Source organism: Enterococcus avium ATCC 14025 (genome assembly GCF_000406965.1).
Lineage (GTDB): Bacteria > Bacillota > Bacilli > Lactobacillales > Enterococcaceae > Enterococcus_A > Enterococcus_A avium.
The window spans coordinates 470,849-497,602 of sequence record NZ_KE136364.1; the positions used below are offsets into that span (position 1 = coordinate 470,849).

A 26,754-nucleotide genomic window follows, 5' to 3' on the forward strand; every position below is an offset into this window, starting at 1 on the left:
TTTACGATTTATATTGAGTAAATCAAAATAAGAAGGAGCGCAAATGGATATGGCAAAGAAATCGAAAATAGCTAAGGCGAAGAAACAAATGGCGATGATTGAAAAATATGCAGAAAAACGTCAGGAATTAAAGGCTGCAGGAGATTATGCAGGCCTTGCTAAATTGCCAAAAGATTCAAACCCAACTCGGCTGAAGCTTCGTGATCAGACGGATGGTCGCCCAAGAGGTTATATGCGAAAGTTTGGTATGTCTCGTATCAAGTTTAGGGAGCTTGCCCATCAAGGTTTGATTCCTGGAGTAAAAAAAGCGAGTTGGTAATTTTCATCTTATGAGGAGGAAGTATCATGGCAGTACCGGCAAGAAAAACATCTAAGGCGAAGAAAAGATTAAGAAGAACTCATCAAGCCATAGTAAAACCAGAGATTTCGTTTGACGAAACGAATGGGGACTACAGACGCAGCCATCATGTATCTTTGAAGGGTTACTACAAAGGAAAGCAAGTAATTAAGCGAGCTCAAAAATAGTTTATAGATAACTTTTAGGAGGGACTCAAAATGGAAATTCTTTACCCACCTTTAGTTGAACAAGGGTTGAAGTATTATCTTGAAACAACCAAACAAGCACTAGATAAAAGTACTTTTTATCGTTCAATGGTTGAAAAAGGAATCATTACCGAAACTGGTTTGCCAACTCAGCATGCAATCGAAAATGGATTAGTCAAAGATTACTATGAGGACGAAGGATTGTCATTTGATGAGTTCTTAAAAATCTATCCAGTTTTTGAAGAGTATGACGAAGAGCTATTTCAACGTATCGATGGTTATTGGGAGATACCCATCGAGATGAAAGAAAATTTAGTTTCGCAGTTGGAATCTGGGGAGTTGCCTTACGAGGATACTCAACAGATTGAAACGTATCTTGAAGATCGATAACTAGCGAAAGAGGAGGGAAATTTATGCGTCAAAATATTATTTTAGAATGCGTAGAAACAGGGGAACGCCTGTATCTTACTAGTAAAAATAAACGGAATAACCCGGAACGATTAGAGTTAAAAAAATATTCACCAAAACTGCGGTGGCGGGCAATTTTTAAAGAAGTCAAATAGGGAAACAGTAAGAAGGTGACAAAATGGGCATACCAGTTACAATCGTCTCTGGGTTTCTGGGGTCTGGGAAAACGACACTAATCAATCAAGCTTTGCAAGTTTCACCTTATCCAAAGGAAGAAATTGTCATAATTGAAAATGAATTTGGTGAGGTTGGAATCGATCACGAATTATTGGTTCACAGTGAGGAACGGGTCTTACAACTAAATAATGGTTGTATGTGTTGCAGTCTGCGCAGTGATTTATTAGGAATATTGACTTCTTTACTGGAAGTTGTCGAAGAAAGACAACAAGCAATTTCGCAAATAATCATTGAAACTACAGGAATCGCGGACCCGCAACCAATCGTACAAACACTTTTAACAGCACCCCAGCTAAGAGGAAATCTATATATTGATAGTTTATTGACTATTTTTGATAGTGAAAACTTTGAGCTGATTGAAAGAGAGCCACAAGCTCTTAAGCAACTTGTCATGGCAGATCGCATTTTTGTATCGAAAAAACAAAATACAAGTTTGTCTAAACGAGAAATCTATCAGAGAGAAATTAAAAACATCAACCCTTTAGCTGATATTAGGACTTTTACACAGAATGATTTAATTCAAAAAGAGGATTTTTTTAATTTGGAAAAGTTCAATCAGCCCTTAATTCTTGAAAATGATTCATCAAAAAATAGTCATGAAGGTGAGCATCATCACCATCACCATCATCAAGAACATGATTTTCAATCAATCCTCTTAACTTCAGACCAAGAACTCAACAAGAATTTTTTACTCCAATGGATTGACTGGCTGATTTTTACCAATCAAGGAAAATTGTACCGTTCTAAAGGATTAATCTCCTTGCAAGAGCATGACTTTGTAGTCGCCATGCAAGGAGTCAATGAACAGGTTAACTTTCAATATACTACTCAAAAAAAAGACCAAACCACGATTATCCTGATCGGAAAAAAATTGGATGAAGAAATGATCAAACTGAGTTTTGATAAATTAATTTCTGAAAGTAAATCACGGTAAGAAATGACTGGAGGTGGTTTGTAATGGAGAAAATGGATTTATCTAGTGCGCATCGACGTCTCAAAAGCCCGAATATTAAAACTAGAAAACGGGCATTAAAAATTATCAAGGAACATAAACGAAATAAAATGAAAAAGTCAGCGTAATTGGGGAAGGAAAAAGAATGAAGAAAATAAGTGTAGGACTCATCGCGGTAGTAGCTTTAGGATTATTGGGAGCTTGCTCTAGCAATAAGGATGCGAAAGTATCGAATGATAAAGATGGAAAATTAGAGATTGTGACAACATTTTATCCAATGTATGATTTCACAAAAAATATCGTCGGCGATGAAGCAAATGTGAAGTTAATGGTTCCGGCTGGATCAGAGCCTCATGACTATGAGCCGTCTGCCAAAGATATGGCAAAAGCTCACGATGCCGATGTTTTTGTTTATCATAATGAAAACATGGAAACGTGGGTACCAAAGGCTCAAGAAAGTTGGGAGAAAGGTATACCTAACGTTGTAGAAGGTACAAAAGACATGATTCTGTTGCCGGGTAGTGAAGAAGAAGGACATGACCACGACCACGGGGAAGAAGGTCATCATCACGAACTTGACCCCCATACATGGGTTTCACCTAAAATGGCAATTCAAGAAGTTTCGAATATCAAGGATCAGTTAGTTAAGCTTTATCCACAAAAAGCCAAAGTATTTGAGACAAATGCCGAGAAATATTTAAACAAACTGAAACAGTTGGATGCTGACTACACTGCTAGTTTTAAGGATGCGAAACAAAAAAGCTTTGTAACTCAACATGCTGCTTTTGGTTATTTGGCTTTAGACTATGGCTTGACACAAGTTCCTATTGCTGGATTAACACCAGAACAAGAGCCTACTTCTAGTCGATTAGCCGAATTAAAAGAATATGTACAAAAGAATGGGATTAATTACATTTACTTTGAAAAAAATGCTAATGATAAAATTGCGAAAACGCTAGCGAATGAAGCAAACGTAAAAATGGAAGTATTAAATCCACTTGAAAGCTTGACAAAAAAACAAATGGATAATGGGGAAGATTATGTTTCAGTGATGGAAGATAATTTAAAAGCGTTAGAGAAAACCACAACAGTTGCCGGTAAAGAAGTAGCACCAGAGAAGGAAGCGAAGGACGAAAAGACAGTTGCTAACGGTTACTTTGAAGACGCTGATGTGAAGGATCGCGAACTAAGTGATTATGCAGGTGACTGGCAATCTGTTTACCCTCTATTAAAAGATGGAAGTCTGGATGCAGTCTTTGATTACAAAGCAAAAATTAACAAAGACATGACGGCAGAGGAATACAAAGAATATTACACTGCCGGCTATCAGACAGATGTGGAGGCCATTAACATTGAAGGAAACACCATGGATTTTGTAGTCAAGGGAGAACACCATAAATATACCTACAAGTATGTTGGGTACAAAATTTTGACTTATGAAAAAGGGAATCGCGGTGTGCGCTTTAATTTTGAAACAGAAGACGCTGAGGCTGGTCGCTTTAAGTATGTGCAGTTTAGTGATCACGGAATTGCACCAAGTAAGGCAGCCCACTTCCATATTTTCTTTGGCGGGGAGAGTCAAGAAAAACTTTACAATGAATTGCATAACTGGCCTACTTTTTATCCAGCTTCATTGTCTGAACATGAAATTGCGCAAGAAATGATGGCTCATTAAAATTATTTTGGAGGAAATCACGTGGTAAGAGAAGCCTTATTGTCCATGGAACCCAAGAATATTGAGGCTTATCAACGGTATCGACTTGCAAAGCAAATGCGATTGAGCGGGAGTACGTTAGCTGATATTGCTATCACCTTAAAAGTCAGTATCGATACGGTCTCTAGAGGATTAAAACAAGATCCCGACTGTCGCTTTATCAAGGTCAATACAGGGAGAAGTAGGCGTTTAGCAAAACGGCAAAATAACCTGACCAATTAATTGATAACACCAGAGCAGATCAGTTTTTTCCTTATTTGGATTTGATCTGCTCTTTATTATGTAAAGAAAGAGGTTCTCTATGAAAAAAATACCTGTCACGGTCCTAACCGGATATCTTGGTTCAGGAAAAACGACACTTTTAAATCATATTCTACATGGTAATCATGGAAAGAAAATTGCCGTTATTGTAAATGATATGGGGGAAGTGAATGTTGACGAAGCACTAGTCGATAAGAAAGGCTTTAAAAGAACCGAAGAAAAACTAGTTTCAATGCCGAATGGCTGTATTTGCTGTACCTTACGTGAAGATTTGATTGTCGAACTAAATCAATTAGCGCAATTACCTGACTTGGATCAAATTGTTATTGAAGCTTCAGGAATCAGTGAACCAATTCCAATCGCACAATCAATTACTTTAGCTAAGAATCCTTTAGACATTGATTTGACCCAGCGATTAGAGATTGATGCCATTATCACAGTAGTGGATGTAAAACGTTTTTGGGATAATTTCGGAGCTGGCGAAAAAATTCAAGAAAGAAAAAATGAAGGTGATGTGGCTGAAGAAGAACGGGATATTCGCGATTTGCTAATTGATCAAATCGAGTGTTGTAACATATTGCTTTTAAATAAATGCGACTTAGTGCCAAACAATACGATTGATAAAATCAATGGTCTAATTGCTAAGTTACAGCCTAATGCAAAAATAATTCGGACAATCAAAGGTGAAGTAGACTTATCGGAAATTCTAAATACAAATCTTTTTAATATAGATGAGATTTCCTATTCAGCAGGTTGGCTCAAAGAGTTAGAGCTTGGCTATCAAAATCATGTTCCTGAAACAGAAGAATATGGTATCTCAAGTTTCGTCTATCGCAATCGGTTACCCTTTGATGCACAAAAATTTGCCCATTTTGCGGATCAAAATTTTCCCGACAACATTACAAGGGCAAAGGGATTTCTTTGGTTTGCTCAACACAGTGATTTTTCAGCGGTCTTTGAAACGGTAGGTAATCACAAAAGTATTGAACCATTAACTTATTGGGTAGCTAGTTTACCAAAAATTGAGCGTCAAATGATTATTCAACAAAATCCTGAATTGAAGGAAGCTTGGCATCCGTTGTTTGGCGATCGCATTAATGAATTAGTTTTCATTGGTATGGAGATGGATCAACAATGGATTACAGAGCAACTTGATGGTTGTTTAATTGATTCTGATTCTCTGAATGCGGATAATTTCCGAAAAACTTCACCATTTGCATGGAAGAAGTCTACTATGTTTAGCCAGATACCGTCAACGGAATGAAGTCTTTAAGAAAAGCTGGTGTCAAGATAGGCGATGTCATAATTATTGGCATTTTGATTATTAGCTCCTTTATTCCCTTATTCGTATTTTCACTCGAAAAGAAGAACAATTCAACTGAAGATACTACCAAATATGCCATCGTTCGGATTGATGGTGAGGAAGTGAATCGCTTCGATTTGGATAAGATCAATCATAAAATTGTGAAGTATTACCCGTCTAAGGGACAATATAATATTGTTGAGATTGAAGATGGAAGAATTCGAGTTAAAGAAGATAATAGTCCTGATCAGATTGCAGTGAAAACCGGATGGATATCGAAACCTGGACAAACAAGCGTTTGTTTACCCCATAAGCTAGTTATTAGTGTTGAGAAAAAAGGAAGTTCGGATTATTACATTTACTAATCATTAAGACGAGTGGCACGAACATCAATAACACATAAAACTTTATAGAAGAATGGCTATATATATCTTGATTTATTAACAATACAAGATAAATAAGGGGCGCTATGATCTCTGCTCAAGCACTATGCCAGGTTAATCAGGCGGATTAATTCAAATTTAGGATAATCAATAATAGAATCTTGAATTCTGAATGTTTCCAATGAAAAACCAAATGATAGGTCTGTTAGAATTCATTGTTAGTTATTTTAAAGGGTCCTTCTGATCTCGTTATCTTACTAATAAATGAGAAATGAAGATACCACATGCACTAGGAAAATTGAAGAAAAAAAACTATTAGATGATCCTTTATTGATGATTGTGGAAAATAATTTTCAAATTAGCAGATCCCCGTAATTAGTAGTATTTGCATATTTATTGCTGACCAATTATGCCATCAAAATGTGGATCAGTAAGTATCCTAATCAGATCTTTAAGCAATTCAAGCAAATAAATTCATGGTTAGTCATTCGGAGAAGAGTACTCCTTACAATCATGCTGTGATAGAGACATTTCTGTTAAACGAGAAGCATTAAACAAACATAGGTTAAAAGTAAGACAGAAGTTGTTAGGAGGCTTGTAGAATATCTAGAAAACTGCTAAAACATAAACCTAATATATTCTAGTTTAGATTATCAAACTCCAATCAAATCTCTTCTTTTACAGAATTTAACTTTTTTGTTTGTAAAAGTCTTGTCACTCCAGTATTGGGTTATAAAGTTCATTCTTTTGTAGGAAGATTAATTTTTTGTCTCTAGAAACTCTGTCTAAGATTTGATGCAACATCAAAATGTTTATATTTATGAAGTGGCACATAGATGTGACTATTAGGAATAACGATCCGAGGAGCAAGAATACTGTTTCTGGTAAATATGAAACGAATTATGAAGACAAAAATGGGAATACCTGGATGAATTAACAAGAGAATATTCTAACTTTTCCACGTTTTCGTTTAAGATAATTGCAAATTATTTGCAATTGTATAGAAGATCATTTTAATACGAAGGAGAGAAAAGAATGAGTTTAATACCAATTACGGTTCTAACTGGGTTTCTGGGTTCAGGGAAGACTACCCTATTAAATAAATTAATGAAAGATACCAGAGATGAAAATGTAGTAATTATAGTCAATGAATACGGAGATGTTGGAATTGATCATCAATTAGTCTTAACAAATGAGCAAGAAAAGATTTTTCAAATGAATAATGGATGCATGTGCTGTGTATTACGAGAAGATCTGATTGACATGTTTCTGGCTATTTTGCAAGTGGCTGAAAAAGGTAGTGCCCCGATAGATCGAATAATTATTGAAACAAGTGGTTTAGCAGAACCTAGTCCTATAGCACAAACAATTATTCGTACCCCGTTGTTAAATGAACATTTTGTTGTTGATAGTTTGATCACATTAGTTGACGCCAAAAATGGCTTGTACCAACTAGAAAATTATAACGAAGCGGTTGAGCAAGTTGGTTTTGCAGATAAAATTTTTCTTACTAAGACAGATTTAACTGATACAAGAGAAGTGAATAGATTAAAAAAAGTGCTAAATAAGATCAATTCTCTTGTTGATACAGATGTACTCAATATGAATACTGTTACTTATGAAGACATTGTCGGGTTAGATTTATTCGATCGATCCATCTCGGGGGCAAAAAATGTGAATGTTGATATTGACCACATGATAAATAACCATACTATTAATAATCACCAACAAAGCGGACACCATGACCATGACCGTCATCATGAAGGCCATGGTCATGGAAGTCATCATCATATCCACACAGACGTAGATACCTGTGTAATTACAAGTAATTCTCCTCTGCCTGAAGAACAAGTTGGTAGTTGGCTTAGATTGTTGATTTTTCAATACGGGATGGATTTGATGCGCTATAAAGGAATTTTGAGCATTGAAGGACAACCGTGCCAGATCGTTTTACAAGGGGTTAACATGGTCTATAAGCTTGAAGAAGGACAAGCTTGGAAGGGATCTCCAGAGACAAAAATCGTATTAATTGGAAAGAATTTACCACAAAAAGAGATAACGGATATGCTTTTGGTTGATAGTAAAAAAAGTATATCCGACCATCAGTTAAGGAATTCCTATGAATAATATATTTCTTTGGCTTTGTTTTGGGGTTATGTGGCTGATGGTATTTGGGGTTGTTTTGTATTATATCGGGATGATCGATCGCAAGTATATACGTCACACACTCGTTTTGGGGATAATCACTATTCTCTCTACTACTGTATTTTGGTTAGCTATGGGATATTCATTAAGCTTTTATGGAAATATTCAATATAGTATTTTTTCTGATTTGATATTACCAGATGAAGTTGTTTCACTAGTTTTGCAACTACTCTTTTGCCTATATGCAGTAATTATGCTTGTAGGCTCAGTGTTAGAACGAAGTAACTGGAAATACATTGCCTTATATGTTCCTTTATGGATTTTATTTATCTATGCACCAGTGTGTTATTCATTGTGGGGAGAACAGAATTGGCTGAGTGATATTGGTGTTTTAGATTATTCTGGGGGATTAGTCGTACACGCCACTGCCGGGATAGGTAGTCTTGTTTTAGCAAGAACTTTACCTATTCGCTCAAAGATTACAGGACCATCTGATATACAGGAAATAATGGCTTTTATCGGAATGGTATTTATTACTTTAGGATGGTTTGGATTTAATATGGCTCCTTCAGGTGAGATGGGAGAAGCAGCAATCCTAATTTGGTTAAATACGCTTATTTCAATTATAGGTGGAGGAATAAGCTGGTTTTTAACACGACGAGTACTAGAACAACAAATTTCTGTTTTTGACCTGATGAATGGAATGATTGTTGGCTTGGTAGGAAGTACCTGTTCTGTAGGTTATGTGGGACCAAGCGCTTCATTGTTGATTTCAATAATTGTGTGTATTGCTTGCCCAATTGTTATTGAAAGAATACATCAGTATTTTCCAAACTTTGATGATGCAGGAGATTCTTTTGGGATGAACGCGATTGGCGGAATTATTGGGTCTATTTTAACAGGTATTCTAGCAGAAAAAGGGAATTTTTTTAATCAATTGATCGGGACTTTTTTGTTTGCTTATGGAGTTTTGGTTTAAGTTTTTTTATTCATTACTTTTTGAGAAAGCTGATTAATGATTTTGATGCACAATCCTCTTCAAAGAATAATGAAACAGAATATATTTCAAGTACGGAGGTGAAACGTTGATTTTATCAGGAAGAAAAATTCAAGAGTTACAAAATGATAAAATTATTATCACTCCATTTAATGAAGAACAAATCAATCCTAATAGTTATAATTTGCGATTGCATAATCAAATTGGAGTTTATACGGATTCGGTTTTAGATGTGAAAAGAAAAAATGAAATAAAGGTATTTACAATTCCACAATCTGGTTTTCTGCTTGAACCCCATCACCTATATTTAGGAAGAACGGTTGAGTACACTGCAACGGACTTTTTCGTACCTATGTTAGAAGGACGATCTTCTTTAGGGAGACTCGGATTAAATATTCATGTAACAGCTGGGTTTGGTGATATCGGTTTCTCTGGCTATTGGACATTAGAAATGCATGCGATTGCTCCGATTTGGATTTATCCTGGAATTGATATTTGTCAGATATACTATCATACAATCGAAGGTGAGTATGATCTCTATCGGAAAAAATACTCTGAGAATAATGGTTTAGAAGCTAGCAAAATGTATATGGAATTTTAAGTGGAGGTAGAAAATGGTAGAGAAAAAAGAAATCGTAATTATAGGTGCTGGAGCTGCAGGTGTTGGAATGGGAGTCACTTTAACAGAACTTGGGATGAGTGATTTTGTGATTCTTGAAAAAGAAAAAGTTGGAAACAGTTTTGCTAATTGGCCGCAAGAGACGAGATTTATTACCCCTTCTTTTACAAGTAATGGGTTTGGTATGTCTGATTTAAATGCCGTAGCGGTTGATACTTCTCCTGCGTATACTCTAGGAAAAGAACGGCTTTCAGGTATTGATTACGCAGAATACTTGCAATTGGTTTCAGATGAATATCATCTTCCACTTAAGACAGATTGTACAGTTAAAACTATAAAAAAAGAAGGAACAAAATATCTTATAGAAACAACTAAAGGAACGATTTCTACGAAGTATCTCATCTTTGCTGTTGGAGAATTTTCTTTTCCGGTTAAAACCAACATTGAAGGTGCTGATAGATTTGGATTGCATTACGGAGAAGTGAATTCTTGGAAAGAAATTGAAGGGGAACACCAAACGATTATCGGGGGGAATGAAAGTGCAATTGACGCCGCTCTTGAATTAGCGAAATTAGGTAAAGATGTGTCTATCTATACAAAAAGTTCTGGTTTAGATTCTAGGGAAGCAGATCCAAGTATAAGACTATCCCCTTATACAAGACAGAGATTTTTACATCTGCAACAATTAGAAGAATCGAGAAATTAGCAGATGGATACGAACTGATTACTGATAATGGAGAATCATTTAAGGCGGAAAATACCCCAATTGTTTGTACAGGATTTCAAAATGGCGTAAAAACAATTGCTACATCTTTATTTGAGTATAAAGAAAACGGAGAGGCGTTATTAAACCAATTTGATGAATCAACAGTAGCAAAAAATGTTTTTCTAACAGGACCGAGTGTACGAAACGGTTCCGCGATATTCTGTTATGTTTATAAATTCAGACAACGATTTGCATTGATTGCTAGTGAGATTGCCCACCGAAATGAGCTTATTATCGATAAAAAAATTAGACTACTATAAAATGCAATCTTTCTGTTTAGAGGATTGTTCTAGTTGTGAAATAACATGTACGTGTTAAAGAAACACGAAAATTGAAATGAAGAATCCTTATTGTTTAGTCTCTAGTATTAGAAATGGCCGCAAATGTGGTTGACAAAAAAAATTTTTTAGGGTAACCTAAAACTGTTGATAATCATTATCGATTAGAAGGGGGAGAGCTATGTTAAAAGTTTGTGATGCTAGTGTTTTTTATAATAATTTTTTAGCTTTAGAAAAAATTTCATTTGAAATAAAAAAAGGAACAATTACAGGAATAGTAGGTCCTAACGGCGCTGGGAAATCTACTCTACTAAAAGCTGTGCTAAATATTATTCCTCATCAAGGAGAAATAATGATTGATAATGAGGATAGTAAAAAAAAATTAAAGAAGGTTGCTTATGTTGAACAAAAAGCAACTATTGATTCCACCTTTCCGATAAAGGTTAAAGAATGTGTTTCCTTAGGAACATATGCAGAAATGAAAATTTTTCAAAAAGTAAAAAATAAAGAGTGGAAAAAAGTTACCGAAGCGTTACAGAAAGTGAATTTATCAGACTATTCAAATCGTCAAATAGGGGAATTGTCAGGGGGACAATTTCAGCGAGTGCTGGTAGCGAGATGCTTAGTACAGAATGCTGATTATATATTTTTAGACGAGCCTTTTGTGGGAATAGATTCAATTAGTGAAAGAATTATTATGAATACCCTTAAGGAACTAAAAAAACAGGGGAAAACTATTTTAATCGTTCATCATGACTTAAGTAAGGTAAAAGATTACTTTGATAATGTTTTAATTTTAAATAAGAATTTAATTGCTCATGGGAGAGTTGCGGATGTCTTTAATGAATTAAATCTTAAAAAAGCATACGGAGATACTATATTCATAGAAAAGGAGGTGTAGTATGATTCAAAATTTTATTCATGGACTGTATGACTTTCACTTTTTACAAAATGCATTAATTACTTCTGTAGTTATTGGAATTGTTTCTGGAACAGTAGGATGCTTCATTATTTTAAGAGGGATGTCACTTATGGGCGACGCAATTTCACATGCTGTTTTACCAGGGGTTGCTATTTCTTATATTTTGGGGATTAATTTTTTTATAGGGGCAATTCTGTTTGGGTTATTTGCTTCTATAATTATTACTTTTATAAAAGGCAACAGCATTATAAAAGGAGACACTGCTATTGGGATAACTTTCAGTTCCTTTTTAGCACTAGGAGTCATTCTTATTGGTGTTGCTAATAGTTCAACAGATCTGTTCCATATTTTATTCGGTAATATTTTAGCAGTACAAGATATAGACAAGTGGATCACAATAGGAGTTTCAATCATCGTATTAATTGTTGTCTTTTTATTCTTTAAAGAATTGCTGATTACTTCTTTTGATCCCTTGATGGCAAAAGCAATGGGAATGAACGTAAATTTTTACCATTATTTATTGATGGTGTTACTTACTCTAGTCGCTGTAACTGCAATGCAAAGTGTTGGAACCATACTAATTGTCGCGATGCTCATAACCCCAGCAGCGACTGCCTATTTATATGCGACTAGTTTATCAACTATGATTTTTATATCATCAATATTAGGAGCTTTTTCGTCTATATTAGGATTATTTGTAGGGTACACATTTAATATTGCGGCTGGTTCTAGTATTGTTCTTACTTCGGCAACATTTTTTGCTATTAGTTTTTTAATTTCGCCAAAACAAAAATTTTTAAGAAAGAGGGTTACGAATTTATGAAAAAAAAATGGAGAAACATTGCGTTAGGCTTAGGAGCCTTGATAAGTATTTTCATGTTAGGAGCGTGCTCAACCGGAAATAATACGAAAGAAACAAATGAAAAACTAAAAGTGGTCGTTACAAATTCTATTCTTTCTGATATTACCGAGAATATAGCCGGTGATAAAATAGAGTTGCACAGCATAGTTCCTGTTGGAAAAGATCCGCACGAATATGAGCCTTTACCAGAAGATGTTCAAAAAACTTCGAAAGCTGACTTGATTTTTTATAATGGTGTAAATCTGGAAACTGGTGGAAACGCTTGGTTTACAAAGCTAGTGAAGAATGCTAACAAAAAGGAAAATGAGGATTACTTTGCGGTTAGTGATGGAATAGATATCATTTATTTAGAAGGACAAAATGAACGAGGCAAGGAAGATCCTCATGCATGGTTGAATTTAGAAAATGGGATTATTTATGCAAAAAATATTGAAGAACGTTTAGCAGAAAAAGATCCTGAAAATAAAAAGTTCTATAAAGAGAATTTAGACAAGTATGTTGAAAAATTAGATTCTTTAGATAAAGAAGCAAAATCTAAATTTGCTGCAATTCCTGAAAATAAAAAAATGATAGTGACGAGTGAGGGATGCTTTAAGTATTTTTCTAAAGCGTATGATGTTCCATCTGCCTATATTTGGGAGATTAATACTGAAGAAGAGGGAACTCCTGATCAAATTAAAAGCTTAGTTGAAAAACTCCGCACCACAAAAGTTCCTGCATTATTTGTAGAAAGTAGTGTAGATAATAGACCGATGAAGACAGTAGCGAAAGATACGAATATCCCAATCTATTCAACTATTTTTACCGATTCTGTTGCAGAAAAAGGGCAAGATGGAGATAGTTACTATGCGATGATGAAATGGAATCTTGATAAGATTGCTGAAGGACTCTCTAAATAATTTGGAGGATAAAACATGGTTAAAATTAAACAAACTACCATATTAATCTATTTGCTAGCAATACAAAAATTATCTAAAAAAAGGAAAGGAATCAAGAACAATGACTTAGCAAAAATTCTAAACGTCAATCCATCGTCTGTTAGTGAGATGTTGGATAAGCTCAGGAGTGAAGATTATTTAGAAAAAGACTTTCGTTTAACGTCTAAAGGAACTCGATTTATCCAAAATTACAAAAATCGTTTTATCTAAATCTGATGATAGTGTTGCTATTAACAATAGTGAGGGAGGAGTAAATAATGATAATTACTATAGTAATGTTTTCTATTATTGTAATAGCTGCCTACAATTTTTTAAAATCATTTTCAGATTATTTCAGAAAGGATGAATGAGCTATATGAGTCTATTAATTCTTCTAGGGTTACTTTTTGTATCAGTTATTCTGCTCTTTCTCATCAATTTAGGTCTAAGAAATGAATTTAGTAATAGACGTTAACGGTTGAAACTTCTATTCCTGTATAAGATAATGAAGTAAATTCATCTTATTAGGAGGAAGTACCCATAGAGACCAGAGATTATATTACAACTCACCAAAAGTTAATAGAAAGTGGGCTAAGCCATTTTGAAAAAGAAGGATTTCAACAAACTAAGATAAGGCAACTGTGCTTGACCGCAGGCGTAACTACGGGTGCTTTTTATAAACATTTTACTTCTAAGGAAGCGCTATTTGAAGAAATTATTCAGCCGCATATTAATGCGCTTATTAACATGTATAATGAAGAGTTTGCCAAATACCTCTTAAACTTAGAAAATATAGATATAGAGAAAAGTTGGAGAGAGAACTTCAATGAATTAGATCCATTTATTAATTATATTTTTGAGAATAAACGTATATTCGATTTGGTTTTATTCCAATCAGCTGGAACCAAATATCAAGATATTGTTGAAAAAATTACATCATTTGTGACAAAAAAGACAGTCTGTTGTCTAGATAAGTTAAAGACTATCGGAATGATCAATCAAAATTTAGTCTTTAATGAAGAAGAAATCCACTTCTACATTTACTCATTCTACGCTACATTCTATGATATATTGAAGCATAGCTATTCAAAAGAAAAGACTATGCTATTAACCAGAAGATTGTATCAATTTTCTGTTCCTGGGTGGATTGAATTACTGAGTTAATTAAAAAAAGCTTGCATTGAGAATTGTTCTCAGTTATGCTTTTTGATAAGATCGCACTGTTATCTGAATAACGGTGCATTTTTATCAGCTTAAGATAACAGTGCGATCTTATTTTTTGGAGGTGAAAGAGTGTCAAAAATCAATCCGTTAACCTTGATTACTTTAAATATTTTTTTCCCAGTCATTATTTTTTTAGGAAAGGGAAATATATTTCAAGTGGGGTGTTTCATTATTGCTACAGTTTTAGTATTGATGTTTCGTAAAATAAAGACATGTATTTATTTCATCTTGATTTATTCAGTTCTGTTTTTAGCAATGAAAATTATTGATGCTATCAAGATAGAGTTTTTTACTATTTTTTTTGGGACATCCTTATATATTGTATTTCGAATGTTGCCGGTCGTAATGATTTCATGGTTGTTGGTTAGTGTCTATACTAGCAATGAATTATTATCCTCTTTAGAAAAAATACATTTACCGAAAAAAATAATGTTAAGTATTACAGTAGTGATCAGATTCTTTCCGACTTATCGTTCTGAAATAAGAATGATTAAAGAATCTTTAAAAATGAGAAACATTCGCTTGTCTTTTTTTCAGCCTCTGCAATATTTGGAATTTCTGTTAGTTCCCGTTCTTATACGTGCAACTATGATTGCTGAAGAAATGACCGCTAATGCAATAACAAAGGGGATAGGATCTCCTGTGAAAAGAAGTTCTTACTATAAAACAAACATGAGCTTATTAGACTATATCATCCTGTTTTCCGTTACTATTTTTTTCTTAAGTATTTTGATTTGAGGTGAAAGAATTGTTTGAATTTAACAATGTTTCTTTTTCATATAAGGATGTTAAGGAACAAGCGCTTGTTGACCTTAATTTTTCAATAAAAAAAGGTAGTCTTACATTGATTACTGGTTCTTCTGGGAGTGGGAAATCCACACTATTAAAGTTAATGAATGGACTTATTCCAAGACTTTATGACGGAAAATTGGTTGGGGAAATTTTATTTGAAAATAACTCGCTACAATCCTTAACACAAGAAAGTATATCAAAAAATATTGGCTACGTAAGTCAAGATCCTAGAGGACAATTCTTTACAACAAATACAACGAGTGAGTTAGTATTTTCGATGGAAAACTTTGGATTTACAAAAGAGCATATGGATAAAAGAATCAATGAATTAGCTGAATTATTAGATCTTTCAAATATATTAGATAAAAACATTTTTTCGCTATCAAGTGGTGAACGGCAGAAAATTTCTATTGGATGTAGTTTATCGCTAAACTCTAAATTAATTATATTGGATGAACCGTCTTCAAATTTGGACTTCAAAGCGACTAAGAAACTTGCTGACTTACTTTGTGATTTAAAAAATAAAGGATTTACTATTGTTATAGCTGAACATCGTTTTTATTATTTGAAAGAATTAATTGATCAAGTTCTATTTGTTAAAAATAGAACTGTAAAAACTACAACTATTCAGTTGTTAAAAACTGAAAACAATAACGCATTAAGGAAATTTGACATTTTTAATAGTTCGATTGAAGTTCCCTATATCGAAAAGGCAAGTGCAGATGTATTAAAAGTTGAAGAAATTACTTATGAAAATATTCTAAAAGACATAAATTTTGATGTCAAAGTTGGAGATGTTATTGGTTTGGTAGGGAAAAACGGTGTGGGGAAAACAACCTTACTAAGAATACTCATGAAGATTATTCGCCCTACCAAAGGAAAGATAATCGAAAATAAAAAAAATTTGTCATCGCCGTTTTTAGTAATGCAAGAAATGGATTACCAATTTTTCACAGAATCAGTGAGGAGCGAGCTAGCCCTGGGGAATGAAATAGTTAGTAAAGATCAGCAAGAAAAAATTTTAAAAAAAATGGAACTTTATAAAATGAAAGATCAATTACCGTTTGATTTATCCGGTGGAGAAAAACAAAGATTATTGGTTTCTATAGCTTCATTGTCAAAAACTAATTTATTTCTATTTGATGAACCTACAAGTGGGTTGGATTATATCAATATGGAAAGGATTGCTGACCTTATTAAAGACTTAAAAGAAAAGGGTGCAGTAGTTATAGCCACTCATGATCCGGAATTTCTTTATAAAACATGCAATAGAATTATTTATTTAAAAAATGGTGGAATAAAAAAAGATATAAAACTTAGAGTAGAAGATTCAACTTTGATAGAACAGATTTTTAATGACATAACGAAATAGAATTGAGGAGAATATATATGAAAACAAAAGATTATATTTTTATTGGTTTAGCTACAGTTATTTCCCTAGTAATTTACTTTTTTTCAATAATGGTTAGTAGTATTGGTGGGGCGTTTGGTCACAGCATATCCCCAGGGATTTTTGGATTATTATCTGGAATCATATTTGTTTATATTAGCTATAACTACCCTAGAAAAGGAATTTTTACTATTTACACAATTGTTTTATTGTTATTTTTTACGTTAATGGGCGGGGCGTACTTACCTTGGTTTATCAGTTCGATTAGTATGGCGATCTTAGCTGATATTATTCTATCTGTATTTGGATATGATCGAGCAATTCCTCAAGTTGCGTCTTGGGCTCTAATGCAATTAGGCAGTGCTGCCGGACAGTGGATTCCTATATGGTTCTTTACAGATCGTTTTCGTCAAGATTGGATAGATAAAGGACAATCTGCTGCAACAATGGATGCAATGATCCACTATGCGGTAGGTATATGGGGAATCATTTCAGTGTTAGTTGTAGCAAGTTTATCTATGATTGGTGTATTGATTGGAAGAAAAGTCTTAAAAAAATACAAAAAATAGAACGTAGTTTACCTTCTATCTGTTTGTACATCTCTAATTTACGCTATTACGGAAAGCATTAACAGTTGTAAACGAATAAGAGAAGAAATTGAATGCGGGGGAGGAAAAAATGAAAGTATACAAAAAATTATTTAGTTATGTCCCTAAAATGAAATACTACGGATGGTTAGCCACTTTATTTTCTGATTTTTCTGTCGTATTAACAGTCTATGGATATTACAGTATTTACAAATTTCTTCAGTCTCTAATTATTGTAGAAGATGAATATTTAGCTAAGAGTTATGCGGTTCAAACTGTTGCTTGGTTAACTTTAGGAGCTTTATTTTATATTTTTTCTGGCTTATTTTCTCATATCCTTGGGTTTCGCTTAGAGACTAATTTGAGAAAAAAGGGAATTAGCGGTTTAACAGAAGCAAGTTTTCGTTTTTTTGATTTAAATTCTTCGGGATATATTCGAAAGACAATTGATGACAACGCGGCTAAAACACATATGGCAATTGCTCACTTGATTCCAGATAGTGCTCAAGCCATAGTAACACCTGTTTTATCAGTTGCCTTAGGCTTTTTCATTAACTTTAAAATTGGATTGGTTCTAATCGCCATGTTAGTAATTGGTGTATTCTTGTTAAAGAAAATGACAGAGAATACAAATTTTATTCAAAAATATCAAGAATCGTTAGATGTGTTAAGCTCTGAAACGGTAGAATATATCCGCGGAATTCAAGTTATAAAGATATTTGGTGCTAAAGTAACATCATTTAAAGCCTTGAATAAAGCAATTAACGATTATGCTAAGTTTGCATATAAGTATTCTTTGAGTGGGAAAACACCTTTTGTTCTTTTTCAATGGCTATTTTTTGGCATAGTTTGCATTTTGATAGTTCCTATAACCTTTTTTATAACTTCTCTTACCACTCCCAAGATATTAGCTGTTGACTTGTTGATGTTGTTTTTTTTAAGTGGAATTATTTTTGTTTCTTTCATGAGAATAATGTATGTAAGTATGCACTTGTTTGAAGCAAGATATGCAGTCGAAACACTAGACTCCCTTTATTTAGAAATGAAGCAAGACCAACTAAAATATGGGAACGAGACACAGATTAAAAATTGTGACATTGCATTTGAAAATGTCAGCTTTTCATACAAAGAAGAGTGTGTTTTAGAAGATTTCAACTTAGTTTTAGAACAAAAAAGAATTTATGCATTAGTAGGAAAATCAGGAAGCGGAAAGAGTACGATAGCTAAACTAATTTCAGGTTTCTACAATGTGGATAAGGGACAGATTAAAATTGGTGGTAAGCCTTTAAATCACTATTCAAAAGACACAATTATTAACACAATTGCTTTTGTCTTTCAAGATACGAAACTATTCAATCAGAGTATTTACGATAACGTTTCTATAGCAAATCCTCAAGCGCCAGCAAGTAAAGTATTTGACGCGCTAAGATTAGCCGGTTGCGAATCGATTTTAGAAAAATTTCCCGAAAGAGAGCATACCTTAATTGGTAGTAAAGGAGTTTATCTGTCAGGAGGAGAAAAACAACGTATAGCTATTGCCAGAGCAATTTTAAAAGATGCAAAGATTGTTATTATGGATGAAGCCAGTGCATCTATTGATCCAGATAATGAGTATGAACTACAAAAGGCTTTTCAACATCTGATGAAAGAAAAAACAGTTATTATGATAGCTCATCGATTATCCAGCATTAAATCTGTAGATGAAATTCTTGTCTTGTCAGAAGGGAAAATAGTAGAACGTGGAAATCATAATGAATTAATGGCTAAACATCAAGTGTATAAACAATTGGTCACTAATTATGAGAATGCAAATGATTGGAGGCTTGACAATGAAAAGTTTTTATAAAAACAAATTTGCTTTAAGTGATCAGGGCGCAGAAGCTTTAACTAAAGCTTCTATTTCTAGTTTTTTTGTATACTGCATTAATATGGTACCAGCATTCATTATAATGATGCTGATAGACGAATTAGTTTTAGAAAATACAAAGCCCCGTTGGCTTTATTTTGCCGTATCGTTTGTTACTTTGCTTTTCATGTATTGGTTGTTAGATAGGGAGTATGAAAACTTATATAATAGTACTTATAAAGAAAGTGCGCATTTAAGAGTGCAAGTTGCAGACGATTTGTCAAATTTACCATTATCCTATTTTTCAAAACATAATTTATCAGATTTATCTCAAACTATCATGTCTGACGTTGAAGGTATTGAGCATGCGATGAGTCATGCAATACCTAAAGCCGGCGGTATGGCTCTGTTTTTCCCTTTTATTTCAGTGATACTTTTGGTTGGTAATGTCAAAATGGGATTAGCTGTTATTTTGCCAACGTTATTTAGTTTTGTCTTAATCTTGTTATCAAAGAAATCCCAAACGAAAGCCAATACTAAATATTACGATACTTTGAGAGAAAACTCGGAAGAATTTCAAGAAACTATAGAATTGCAGCAAGAGATTAATAGCTTTAATCTATCTAAAAAAGTTCAAGACAGACTTTTCAAAAAAATGGAAGAGAGTGAAAGGATTCATTTAAAGGTAGAATTAAGTACTTTTTCAGTCATGGCCTTATCCTCTATTTTCTCATATGTTAGTTTAGCAGTAGTCATTCTAGTAGGTGTTCACTTACTGTTAACGGGTGAAGTGACTATACTCTACGTCGTTGGTTACTTACTAGCCGCAATAAAAATAAAGGATTCCTTCGATTCTATGAAAGAAGCAGTGCTTGAAATATTTTATTTAGCTCCTAAAATACAGCGAATTAGAGCTATGAAGGAAACCAGTATCCAAGAGGGATCAGATAGTCCTCTGAAATCTTTTGACATTGAGTTGCGAGATGTCTCTTTCTCATATGATAACAATACCCCAATTTTAGATCATATCTCTTTTACGGCTAAACAAGGAGAAGTGACTGCGTTAGTAGGTGCTAGTGGTTCCGGGAAAACTAGTATCTTGAAATTAGTGTCTAGACTGTATGATTATGATGAAGGCTGTATTTTAATTGATGGGTATGATATTAAACGTGTATCTCCAGCTTCTTTGTTTAGCAAAATCGCTATTGTTTTTCAAGAGGTAACTTTGTTTAATACAAGTATTTTGGAAAATATACGTATTGGAAATAGTCAAGCGTCAGATGAGGAAGTGAAAAAAGCAGCTCGTTTAGCTAACTGCGAAGACTTTATTGAAAAACTACCTGACGGTTATCATACATTGGTCGGAGAAAACGGAAGTTCACTTTCTGGAGGAGAGCGACAACGCCTATCCATAGCACGGGCTTTTTTGAAAAATGCGCCAATTTTAATTTTAGATGAAATTACTGCCAGTTTAGATGCGGAAAATGAAAAACGTATTCAGGAAAGTTTAAATCGTTTAATACAAGATAAGACAGTACTAATTATATCGCATCGCTTGAAGTCTATTGAAAAGGTAAATAAAATTGTAGTGATGGATCAAGGAAAAGTAGTTGATCAAGGTACTCATAGTGAGTTGTATCGAAAATCAGAAATTTACAAAAATCTCATAAAGAAAACTAAAATGTCTGAGGAATTTATTTATTAAAAAAGAAACGCTGTCACGATGTTGGCATAGATTTTAACTAACCTACAATTTTGGACATTGTTGCAGTGTTATCCCAAAAAGGTTTATTTTATTAAACTGTTGCTAAGCGCTACTGAAAATGGGAAAATATACTCAAATATTTTTAACAATTGGAAGGTAATCTTTATAATATTGACTGATTGACTTAAATATGTTTTCTGTCAAAATATCTTATGGGAGTCTTACAGATAAGCAAAGTACAGATTTATCTGTGATAAATACTTGATTGACTGATCCAGTTATTTAAAAAAAAGAGAAACACTTCAAGATCTGAAAAGATTTTCTGAAAAATATAATAATTAACGATATCTAGGTGTATAGACAAATTCGTCTATACACCTATTTTTGTAATTTTTTTAAGCTTTTCGAAAAAAGCTACCAATTAAATTGTAGTAGTAATGGAAAGAGAAAAGTGCTGTACTACAGATTTACAAACATTGGATAAATGGAGGAAAGGTGATGGAACATTCGTTTGATACACATCTCATTCATACTTTTGATAGTTTCTGTAAAAAGGTGATCCGAAATGAAGCAAGAAACATAAAGAAGCAGTATGCACGATTACGAGAACGTCAAGTTTCCTTGACAGAGTTACCAGATTCGGTAATCACCACTTTTCAGGTAAATGACACATCAATTGATAATAGCGAAGTTTTTCTTATGCTTGGAATGGAGCTTTTAGTATCTAACTTAACATTGGCAGATGCAATTCATAAACTCAATGAAGTCAAACGTAAAATCGTTTTGCTTTACTATTTTGCAGGATTTAATGATCGTGAAATAGATGAGGCTATGGGAATGAGCGTTGGTGGAGTTTGGTATCAAAGAAAAAAGGCTGAGAATGAATTAAAAGTGCGATTGGAGCATGAAGGGTATGCATAATTTTGATAGTGCAACTTTCATTCTGTCAACAGAGATGATAATTTCTGCATCTTCTGGTGATCCAATTGCAATAACCAAAGTGGTTAAACATTATCAAGGATATATTGTTAGTTTGTCATTACGTAACAGTTACGAAGACGGTATGAAGTCGTCCGTTTATTGTGATGAGTTTATACGTAGGAGTTTGGAAAGTAAGTTAATCGAAAAAATTATTACTTTTGATGTAAACCGTTAATTCGAATCTTTTCTCTTTCCGTTTTTCATTCTATGAAAGTTTCGTAAAAGGCGTATCTATGGAATTTTCATAGGTTGAAAAACCTATCGTCCATTGAAAATTGAATAGAAAATCTATCAGTACATTAGTATTCGTTTAACTATCTAATTGTGCCATGACCAGTAGATAGCGAGCGATAAAGATTTGATAAAATAACGAATTCTTGATAATGATACTTCCGAAACCAAATTACCCCCATCACTAGGGGAGGTGAGATTCCTAATGACTATGTTAAAATATGGTTCAAAAGTACGTTTAGCCATATTTCTGATCTCGACAAGTTTATCTAGTTTACAGTATATTTTCCAAGCGTTTATAATAGGAAATTTTATTACTGCAGCTACAAATGCAGACCTAAATATTTTTGTGAAAAATGTTACTTTCGCTGTTGTTGGTATACCTCTATTTGGAATCGTTATGCTGATTAATGTAAGTGCTCGAGCAAATTATATTAAGTCTGTCAATATAAAAATAAAAGAACGTGCAATTGAAAACTTAATCCAAAAAGATATACATGAAATTGATGTTTCAAGTGATTTGTCGTTTATTATGAATGATCTGAAATTATTAGAATCAAACGGCATAAATGCTGTGCTTTCAATTTTAACAAGTGCGATTACCTTTCTATTTGCTCTTTTTTTTTCACTGAAATACGATATTTGGACTACTGCTGCTTTCTTTATAGTTTCGCTTATTCCACTGGTTATTTCGAATGTGACTAAGAAACAGATCCGTGGAAAATCAGAAAAATGGTCGGAAGAAACCTCTAGATTTCTTTCACGGTTAAAAGACTTTTTAACAGCTACACGCACAATAAGAACTTATCAAGTAGAAAAAGAAATGGCAGCACGGGTGTCATATTATGTAAGGGAATCAGAAAATGCTCTTAAAGATATGAATCAAACAGTGGGTTATACAAATGCGGTCGTGACGGTGTTGGTTACATTATGTGCCTTAACACTTCCGTTTGGAATCGGTATATTACGAATTATAAACAGTAGTCTAACATTAGGTGTATTTATTTCTGTAGTACAATTGTCAAGTTATTTGAATAAACCACTCTTATCAGTACTGGAGATGCGAAATCAATTACAAACTACGCGAGACATTCAAAACGGGTTTATCGAATTTTAAAAGATAGCAAAACAAATCGTTTATTAGAACGAAGTGATTCTAAAAGAGGATCAATATCTATATCTCCATTTTCTAAATTAGAACTACGTGATGTAACTATTCAATTAGGCAATAAAAGAGTGCTTAGTCAGCTTAATCTAGCCATTAACGCTGGAGAAAAATTGCTGATAATGGTACCTTCGGGTTTTGGAAAGTCAACGCTTCTTGGTGTCTTATAAGGGAATGTTCCGATATTAGAAGGGGAATATTTGTATAACGGTATTTAAATTTCAAATTATACTGTTTCTCAATTAAGTGAGCAATTCTCATTGATTTTGCAAACACCATTTGTGTTTAATGATACAGTTCGTTTTAATGTAACTCTCGATCGTTCATTTTCTGAAGAGAGCATTTTTACTGCACTTGATCATGCAGGGATGAAGCAATTTATCTCGGAAAAGGGATTAGACTACATAATAGCTGAAAATGTGCAGAATCTTTTAGGAGGAGAACTACAGCGTATAGAAATAGCAAGAGCTTTTTTGTACAATAGACCGATTATATTGGCGGATGAAGCAACTTCTTCTTTAGATAATATCACAGCAGCACATATCAGAAACACTTTTATCAATAGTCCTAATACGTTGATTGAGGTAGCTCATAAAGTCTCACAAGAAGAACAACTACTTTATGATAAAGTATTAAAACTGGAAGGAAATGAATGATTTAAAATAGTTATTTTCAATAATAAAATAATGTAAACGTTTTCGAATGGATAGGATTTGGTGTCACTAATTGAATAAATTTTACTGACCCCCAGTGTATAGGCAATTTAGTCTGTACACTATTTTTTTCGGAAAAATTTATAAACTTCGAAAAATTGACTCGTTCAGATTGTAGTAGTAGTGGAAAGAGGAAAGCCATATGTTGAAGTCTCTATTTGGTTTTTAAAGGAGGAAATTCAATGGTTCATTCGTTCGATTCACATATTTCTCATACTTTTGATAGCTTTTGTAAAGCAATAGTTCGAAATGAAGCAAGAAACATCAAGAAACAATATGCGCGATTGAGAGAACGTCAAATTTCATTAACTGAACTACCTAGAGAGCTAGAGTCAACATTCCAAGTGGTTGATACATCTGTAGAAAATAGCGAAATTTTTATTGCTCTTGGAATGGAATTGCTCGTTACCAACCTCACTTTAGCGGAAGCAATTCATCAACTTAATGAAATAAAGCGGAAAATTGTTTTGTTGTACTATTTTGGTGGTTTTAATGATCGTGAAATAGGACAAGTAATCGGAATGAGTGGTGGGGGCGTCTGGTATCAACGAAAAAAAGCTCAATCCGAATTAAGAGATATCTTGGAGGAGAAATATTATGTGTGAGCTTGACTATTCTGATGCTTTATTATCACCTGAAATAATCATTGCTGCTTCTTCAGGTGAACCACTCGCAATGAGTGAAGTTTTAAATCATTATCAAAACTATATTACTAGCCTTTGCCTAAGAAATAAGTATGAGAACGGTACTATATCCTCAGTTTATATTGATGATTTTCTGCGTAGAAGTCTTGAAAGTAAATTGATTGAAAAAGTCATGAAATTTGATGTAACCCGCTAGTAGCTACTTTCCTCTTTCTGTTTTTCATTCTATGTAAGTTTTATACACAGATTCGAAGTATAAAATTTTCATAGGCTGAAAAGCTTATATGTTCATTGAAAAGTAAATATAACTCTATCAGTACATTAGTCTTTTGAATAAAAAACACATACTACGCCATGACAAGCATTGACTTGAGCGAAAAATAGTTGGTTTTGATTTGAAAGCTAGATAATGATACTTCCGTAACCAAATAGGCCCGCCATTACTGGGGGGAGGTGAAATTCCTATGTGCTTTAGTAAAGCAGCTGATAGATAAAAAACATTAAAGTATAGACTAATTGTTATCTCATTTGAAAGCTTAAAAGAGTGCGACAAATATTAAAGAAGGCGGTATAATGAAGACAGTCACACGACAGGATATAGTCAACTTAGGATTTTCTCAGTACTACGCTGACAAAATTTTCAAGGAATGCAAAATTCTTCTTATAAAAAAAGGCTATTCTTTTTATCGAAATTCTAAGATAAAAAGAATACCTGTCTCAATACTTGAAGAAGTCTTGCATATTTCTTGGGAGGAATAGTACGATGAGAAGAATAGCAAATGTGTACAAAGATGAAAAACGAGGTACTTGGTATTTTTCATTGTCTCTAGGATATGATCGTTTTGGTAAGAGAATTCAGCCTACCAGAAGAGGTTTTAAAACTCAGACAGAGGCCAAGCAAGCCATGGAGGAATTGAAAAAGAATTATTCCGATTCTCAAAATATCTATCTGGAAGGAATTACGTTTCGAGATTTTTATAAGAAATATTTCTTTCCTTGGTATAAGCTGGGGACAGTTGAAAAAACCTATGTAAAAACAGATAAGACTTTAAAACGTGCGTTAGCTTATTTTGGAAAAGTACAGATGGAAAAGATCAGACCAATTCATATTCAAGAATTTCAACAGTATCTAGTTGAGAAGTGTTCAGTTAAAAACAGAGATGGTTCAACACGTCCTTTATCAAACAATTACATTAAACAGATTTTTAACAAGTTACGGATTATTTTTAAGCGTGCGGTAATTTTGGAAGTGATTGAAGAAAATCCAGTAGATACGATTGGAAAGATTCGAACTGAGCGTTCTGTAGTAGATTTTTGGACAGTTGATGAATTTAAAAAAGTATACAATTGTTCTTATCTCTGTGATTTTCAGGAGACTTTCTACAAAAGGATGATGCGTTTTTTGTTTGTTACGGGTCTTAGGAGTGAAGAGCTTTTTGCTCTACAATGGCCGGATATTGATTTTAAAAAAGGGACTTGCAGTGTGAATAAATCCCTTTATATTCGGAAAAGGACGAATTATGAGTTTTCCGATACGAAAAACACTTCGAGTATCCGAACTATTACGCTAGATCAACAAACCATTGAAGACTTGAAAGAATGGCAAGAGATTCAAAAGTCAATTGGAGATGACTTAGGTTTTGTCTTTACTTTTGATGGCTTACCGCCTTCACCAAAAACATTTTTAAATCGTATCAAAAAATTAGCAGAAGAAGCAGGGGTAAAGCCTATTCATTTACATGGTCTTCGTCATTCTCATGTTGCTTTTTTAATTGAGCATAATAAAAATGTTTATGCTATTTCAAAACGTTTAGGTCATTCATCAATTAAGACGACATTGGATAAATATGGTCATCTTTATCCAGAAACAAACCAAACCCTAGCAGATGAGTTTACTAAATTTTCTGTTTGATTTTTAACGATTTATTGCTGTCATTTGGTTGTCATAAACGATTTTTTTAACTTAGTTATTGATATGCCGGTCATTAAAGGTTAGTTGTCGGAATCGAAAATGGATGAGGATGAACCTAAGAAGAAATAGCTTTTTTGAACTACGATTAAAGTTATGAGGCGTTGGATCAGTGATCCTTCGCCTTTTTATATGTTCATATAGTTGGAACGGGCAAGTAGATGAGTCTAATTCTTGATTGAAAAAGAAGAAGCTCCAAC

Annotated in this window: 29 protein-coding genes and 4 pseudogenes; all 33 read left to right on the forward strand. The window is 33.6% G+C overall.

What is annotated here, in order from left to right:
* The first annotated feature begins 49 nt into the window (after positions 1-49).
* The 33 genes and pseudogenes from rpsN to OMU_RS15295 all read left to right on the forward strand — a co-directional run bounded on the left by rpsN (position 50) and on the right by OMU_RS15295 (position 26,497).
* Positions 50-319 (forward strand): 30S ribosomal protein S14, encoded by a 270-nt coding sequence (gene rpsN, locus OMU_RS15145; protein WP_025188931.1) that lies wholly within the window; start codon positions 50-52, stop codon positions 317-319.
* 26 nt (positions 320-345) lie between these two features.
* Positions 346-525 (forward strand): 50S ribosomal protein L32, encoded by a 180-nt coding sequence (gene rpmF / locus OMU_RS15150; protein ID WP_016180757.1) that lies wholly within the window; start codon positions 346-348, stop codon positions 523-525.
* A 30-nt stretch (positions 526-555) separates the two neighbouring features.
* Positions 556-933, forward strand: coding sequence for a hypothetical protein (locus OMU_RS15155; RefSeq protein ID WP_016180758.1), 378 nt, complete (start codon positions 556-558; stop codon positions 931-933).
* Positions 934-956: 23 nt separating this feature from the next.
* On the forward strand, positions 957-1,106 hold the full coding sequence (gene rpmG / locus OMU_RS15160; protein WP_016180759.1) for a 50S ribosomal protein L33: 150 nt from the start codon (positions 957-959) through the stop codon (positions 1,104-1,106).
* Between the two features lie 23 nt (positions 1,107-1,129).
* Positions 1,130-2,122, forward strand: coding sequence for a CobW family GTP-binding protein (locus tag OMU_RS15165; RefSeq protein WP_016180760.1), 993 nt, complete (start codon positions 1,130-1,132; stop codon positions 2,120-2,122).
* Between the two features lie 23 nt (positions 2,123-2,145).
* Entirely contained in the window at positions 2,146-2,268 is a 123-nt protein-coding gene (locus OMU_RS23175; RefSeq protein WP_010708761.1) for a putative metal homeostasis protein, read from the forward strand.
* A 17-nt stretch (positions 2,269-2,285) separates the two neighbouring features.
* A complete protein-coding gene (locus OMU_RS15170) occupies positions 2,286-3,815 on the forward strand; it encodes a zinc ABC transporter substrate-binding protein AdcA (RefSeq protein WP_016180761.1) in 1,530 nt (509 codons plus the stop codon).
* Positions 3,816-3,836: 21 nt separating this feature from the next.
* Positions 3,837-4,076: a hypothetical protein gene (locus tag OMU_RS15175; RefSeq protein ID WP_016180762.1), complete on the forward strand. Its 240-nt coding sequence runs from the start codon at positions 3,837-3,839 to the stop codon at positions 4,074-4,076.
* A 79-nt stretch (positions 4,077-4,155) separates the two neighbouring features.
* Complete coding sequence (locus tag OMU_RS15180) at positions 4,156-5,379, forward strand: GTP-binding protein (RefSeq protein WP_016180763.1); 1,224 nt, start codon at positions 4,156-4,158, stop codon at positions 5,377-5,379.
* Positions 5,376-5,783 (forward strand): NusG domain II-containing protein, encoded by a 408-nt coding sequence (locus OMU_RS15185; RefSeq protein ID WP_016180764.1) that lies wholly within the window; start codon positions 5,376-5,378, stop codon positions 5,781-5,783. The genes OMU_RS15180 and OMU_RS15185 overlap by 4 nt, the downstream gene beginning before the upstream one ends.
* Before the next feature lie 1,053 nt (positions 5,784-6,836).
* Positions 6,837-7,928, forward strand: coding sequence for a CobW family GTP-binding protein (locus OMU_RS15190; RefSeq protein ID WP_016180765.1), 1,092 nt, complete (start codon positions 6,837-6,839; stop codon positions 7,926-7,928).
* A gap of 28 nt (positions 7,929-7,956) precedes the next feature.
* A pseudogene (locus tag OMU_RS15195) lies at positions 7,957-9,035 on the forward strand (ammonium transporter).
* Positions 9,032-9,544 carry a dCTP deaminase gene (dcd, locus tag OMU_RS15200; protein WP_016180767.1) on the forward strand — a complete coding sequence of 171 codons (513 nt, stop codon included), beginning with the start codon at positions 9,032-9,034 and terminating at the stop codon, positions 9,542-9,544. Before OMU_RS15195 ends, dcd begins: the two are co-directional and overlap by 4 nt.
* A 67-nt stretch (positions 9,545-9,611) precedes the next feature.
* Positions 9,612-10,588, forward strand: a pseudogene (locus OMU_RS15205) (NAD(P)/FAD-dependent oxidoreductase).
* Positions 10,589-10,787: 199 nt separating this feature from the next.
* The gene (locus OMU_RS15210; protein ID WP_016180769.1) at positions 10,788-11,507 is read left to right on the forward strand and encodes a metal ABC transporter ATP-binding protein; all 720 of its coding nucleotides are present in this window, start codon (positions 10,788-10,790) and stop codon (positions 11,505-11,507) included.
* Position 11,508: 1 nt separating this feature from the next.
* On the forward strand, positions 11,509-12,351 hold the full coding sequence (locus tag OMU_RS15215) for a metal ABC transporter permease (RefSeq protein ID WP_016180770.1): 843 nt from the start codon (positions 11,509-11,511) through the stop codon (positions 12,349-12,351).
* On the forward strand, positions 12,348-13,289 hold the full coding sequence (locus tag OMU_RS15220; RefSeq protein WP_016180771.1) for a metal ABC transporter substrate-binding protein: 942 nt from the start codon (positions 12,348-12,350) through the stop codon (positions 13,287-13,289). The genes OMU_RS15215 and OMU_RS15220 overlap by 4 nt, the downstream gene beginning before the upstream one ends.
* 15 nt (positions 13,290-13,304) lie before the next feature.
* Entirely contained in the window at positions 13,305-13,538 is a 234-nt protein-coding gene (locus OMU_RS15225) for a metal-dependent transcriptional regulator (protein ID WP_010708749.1), read from the forward strand.
* 348 nt (positions 13,539-13,886) lie between these two features.
* Complete coding sequence (locus OMU_RS15230; RefSeq protein ID WP_071621209.1) at positions 13,887-14,471, forward strand: TetR/AcrR family transcriptional regulator; 585 nt, start codon at positions 13,887-13,889, stop codon at positions 14,469-14,471.
* Positions 14,472-14,600: 129 nt separating this feature from the next.
* The gene (locus tag OMU_RS15235; protein WP_016180773.1) at positions 14,601-15,269 is read left to right on the forward strand and encodes an energy-coupling factor transporter transmembrane component T; all 669 of its coding nucleotides are present in this window, start codon (positions 14,601-14,603) and stop codon (positions 15,267-15,269) included.
* A gap of 1 nt (position 15,270) precedes the next feature.
* Positions 15,271-15,726: pseudogene (locus OMU_RS24080) on the forward strand (ABC transporter ATP-binding protein); the annotation flags it as partial.
* 390 nt (positions 15,727-16,116) lie between these two features.
* Positions 16,117-16,695: pseudogene (locus OMU_RS24085) on the forward strand (ATP-binding cassette domain-containing protein); the annotation flags it as partial.
* Between the two features lie 17 nt (positions 16,696-16,712).
* Positions 16,713-17,282, forward strand: a complete 570-nt coding sequence (locus OMU_RS15245; protein WP_002302405.1) for an MptD family putative ECF transporter S component — start codon at positions 16,713-16,715, stop codon at positions 17,280-17,282.
* Between the two features lie 109 nt (positions 17,283-17,391).
* On the forward strand, positions 17,392-19,146 hold the full coding sequence (locus OMU_RS15250) for an ABC transporter ATP-binding protein (RefSeq protein ID WP_016180774.1): 1,755 nt from the start codon (positions 17,392-17,394) through the stop codon (positions 19,144-19,146).
* Positions 19,130-20,851: an ABC transporter ATP-binding protein gene (locus OMU_RS15255; RefSeq protein ID WP_016180775.1), complete on the forward strand. Its 1,722-nt coding sequence runs from the start codon at positions 19,130-19,132 to the stop codon at positions 20,849-20,851. The genes OMU_RS15250 and OMU_RS15255 overlap by 17 nt, the downstream gene beginning before the upstream one ends.
* A 498-nt stretch (positions 20,852-21,349) precedes the next feature.
* The gene (locus OMU_RS15260; RefSeq protein ID WP_016180776.1) at positions 21,350-21,772 is read left to right on the forward strand and encodes an RNA polymerase sigma factor; all 423 of its coding nucleotides are present in this window, start codon (positions 21,350-21,352) and stop codon (positions 21,770-21,772) included.
* Positions 21,773-21,806: 34 nt separating this feature from the next.
* On the forward strand, positions 21,807-22,007 hold the full coding sequence (locus OMU_RS15265; RefSeq protein ID WP_229078919.1) for a helix-turn-helix domain-containing protein: 201 nt from the start codon (positions 21,807-21,809) through the stop codon (positions 22,005-22,007).
* Between the two features lie 261 nt (positions 22,008-22,268).
* Positions 22,269-23,180, forward strand: coding sequence for an ABC transporter transmembrane domain-containing protein (locus OMU_RS15270; protein ID WP_016180778.1), 912 nt, complete (start codon positions 22,269-22,271; stop codon positions 23,178-23,180).
* Positions 23,181-23,446: 266 nt separating this feature from the next.
* The gene (locus tag OMU_RS15275; protein WP_071879957.1) at positions 23,447-23,884 is read left to right on the forward strand and encodes an ATP-binding cassette domain-containing protein; all 438 of its coding nucleotides are present in this window, start codon (positions 23,447-23,449) and stop codon (positions 23,882-23,884) included.
* Positions 23,885-24,123: 239 nt separating this feature from the next.
* Positions 24,124-24,546, forward strand: a complete 423-nt coding sequence (locus OMU_RS15280; protein WP_016180780.1) for an RNA polymerase sigma factor — start codon at positions 24,124-24,126, stop codon at positions 24,544-24,546.
* Complete coding sequence (locus tag OMU_RS15285) at positions 24,539-24,781, forward strand: helix-turn-helix domain-containing protein (protein WP_016180781.1); 243 nt, start codon at positions 24,539-24,541, stop codon at positions 24,779-24,781. The genes OMU_RS15280 and OMU_RS15285 overlap by 8 nt, the downstream gene beginning before the upstream one ends.
* Positions 24,782-25,158: 377 nt before the next feature.
* A complete protein-coding gene (locus OMU_RS15290; RefSeq protein WP_010732520.1) occupies positions 25,159-25,344 on the forward strand; it encodes a DUF3173 domain-containing protein in 186 nt (61 codons plus the stop codon).
* Positions 25,345-25,348: 4 nt separating this feature from the next.
* Positions 25,349-26,497, forward strand: a complete 1,149-nt coding sequence (locus OMU_RS15295; RefSeq protein ID WP_016180782.1) for a site-specific integrase — start codon at positions 25,349-25,351, stop codon at positions 26,495-26,497.
* The last annotated feature ends 257 nt before the right edge of the window (positions 26,498-26,754 follow it).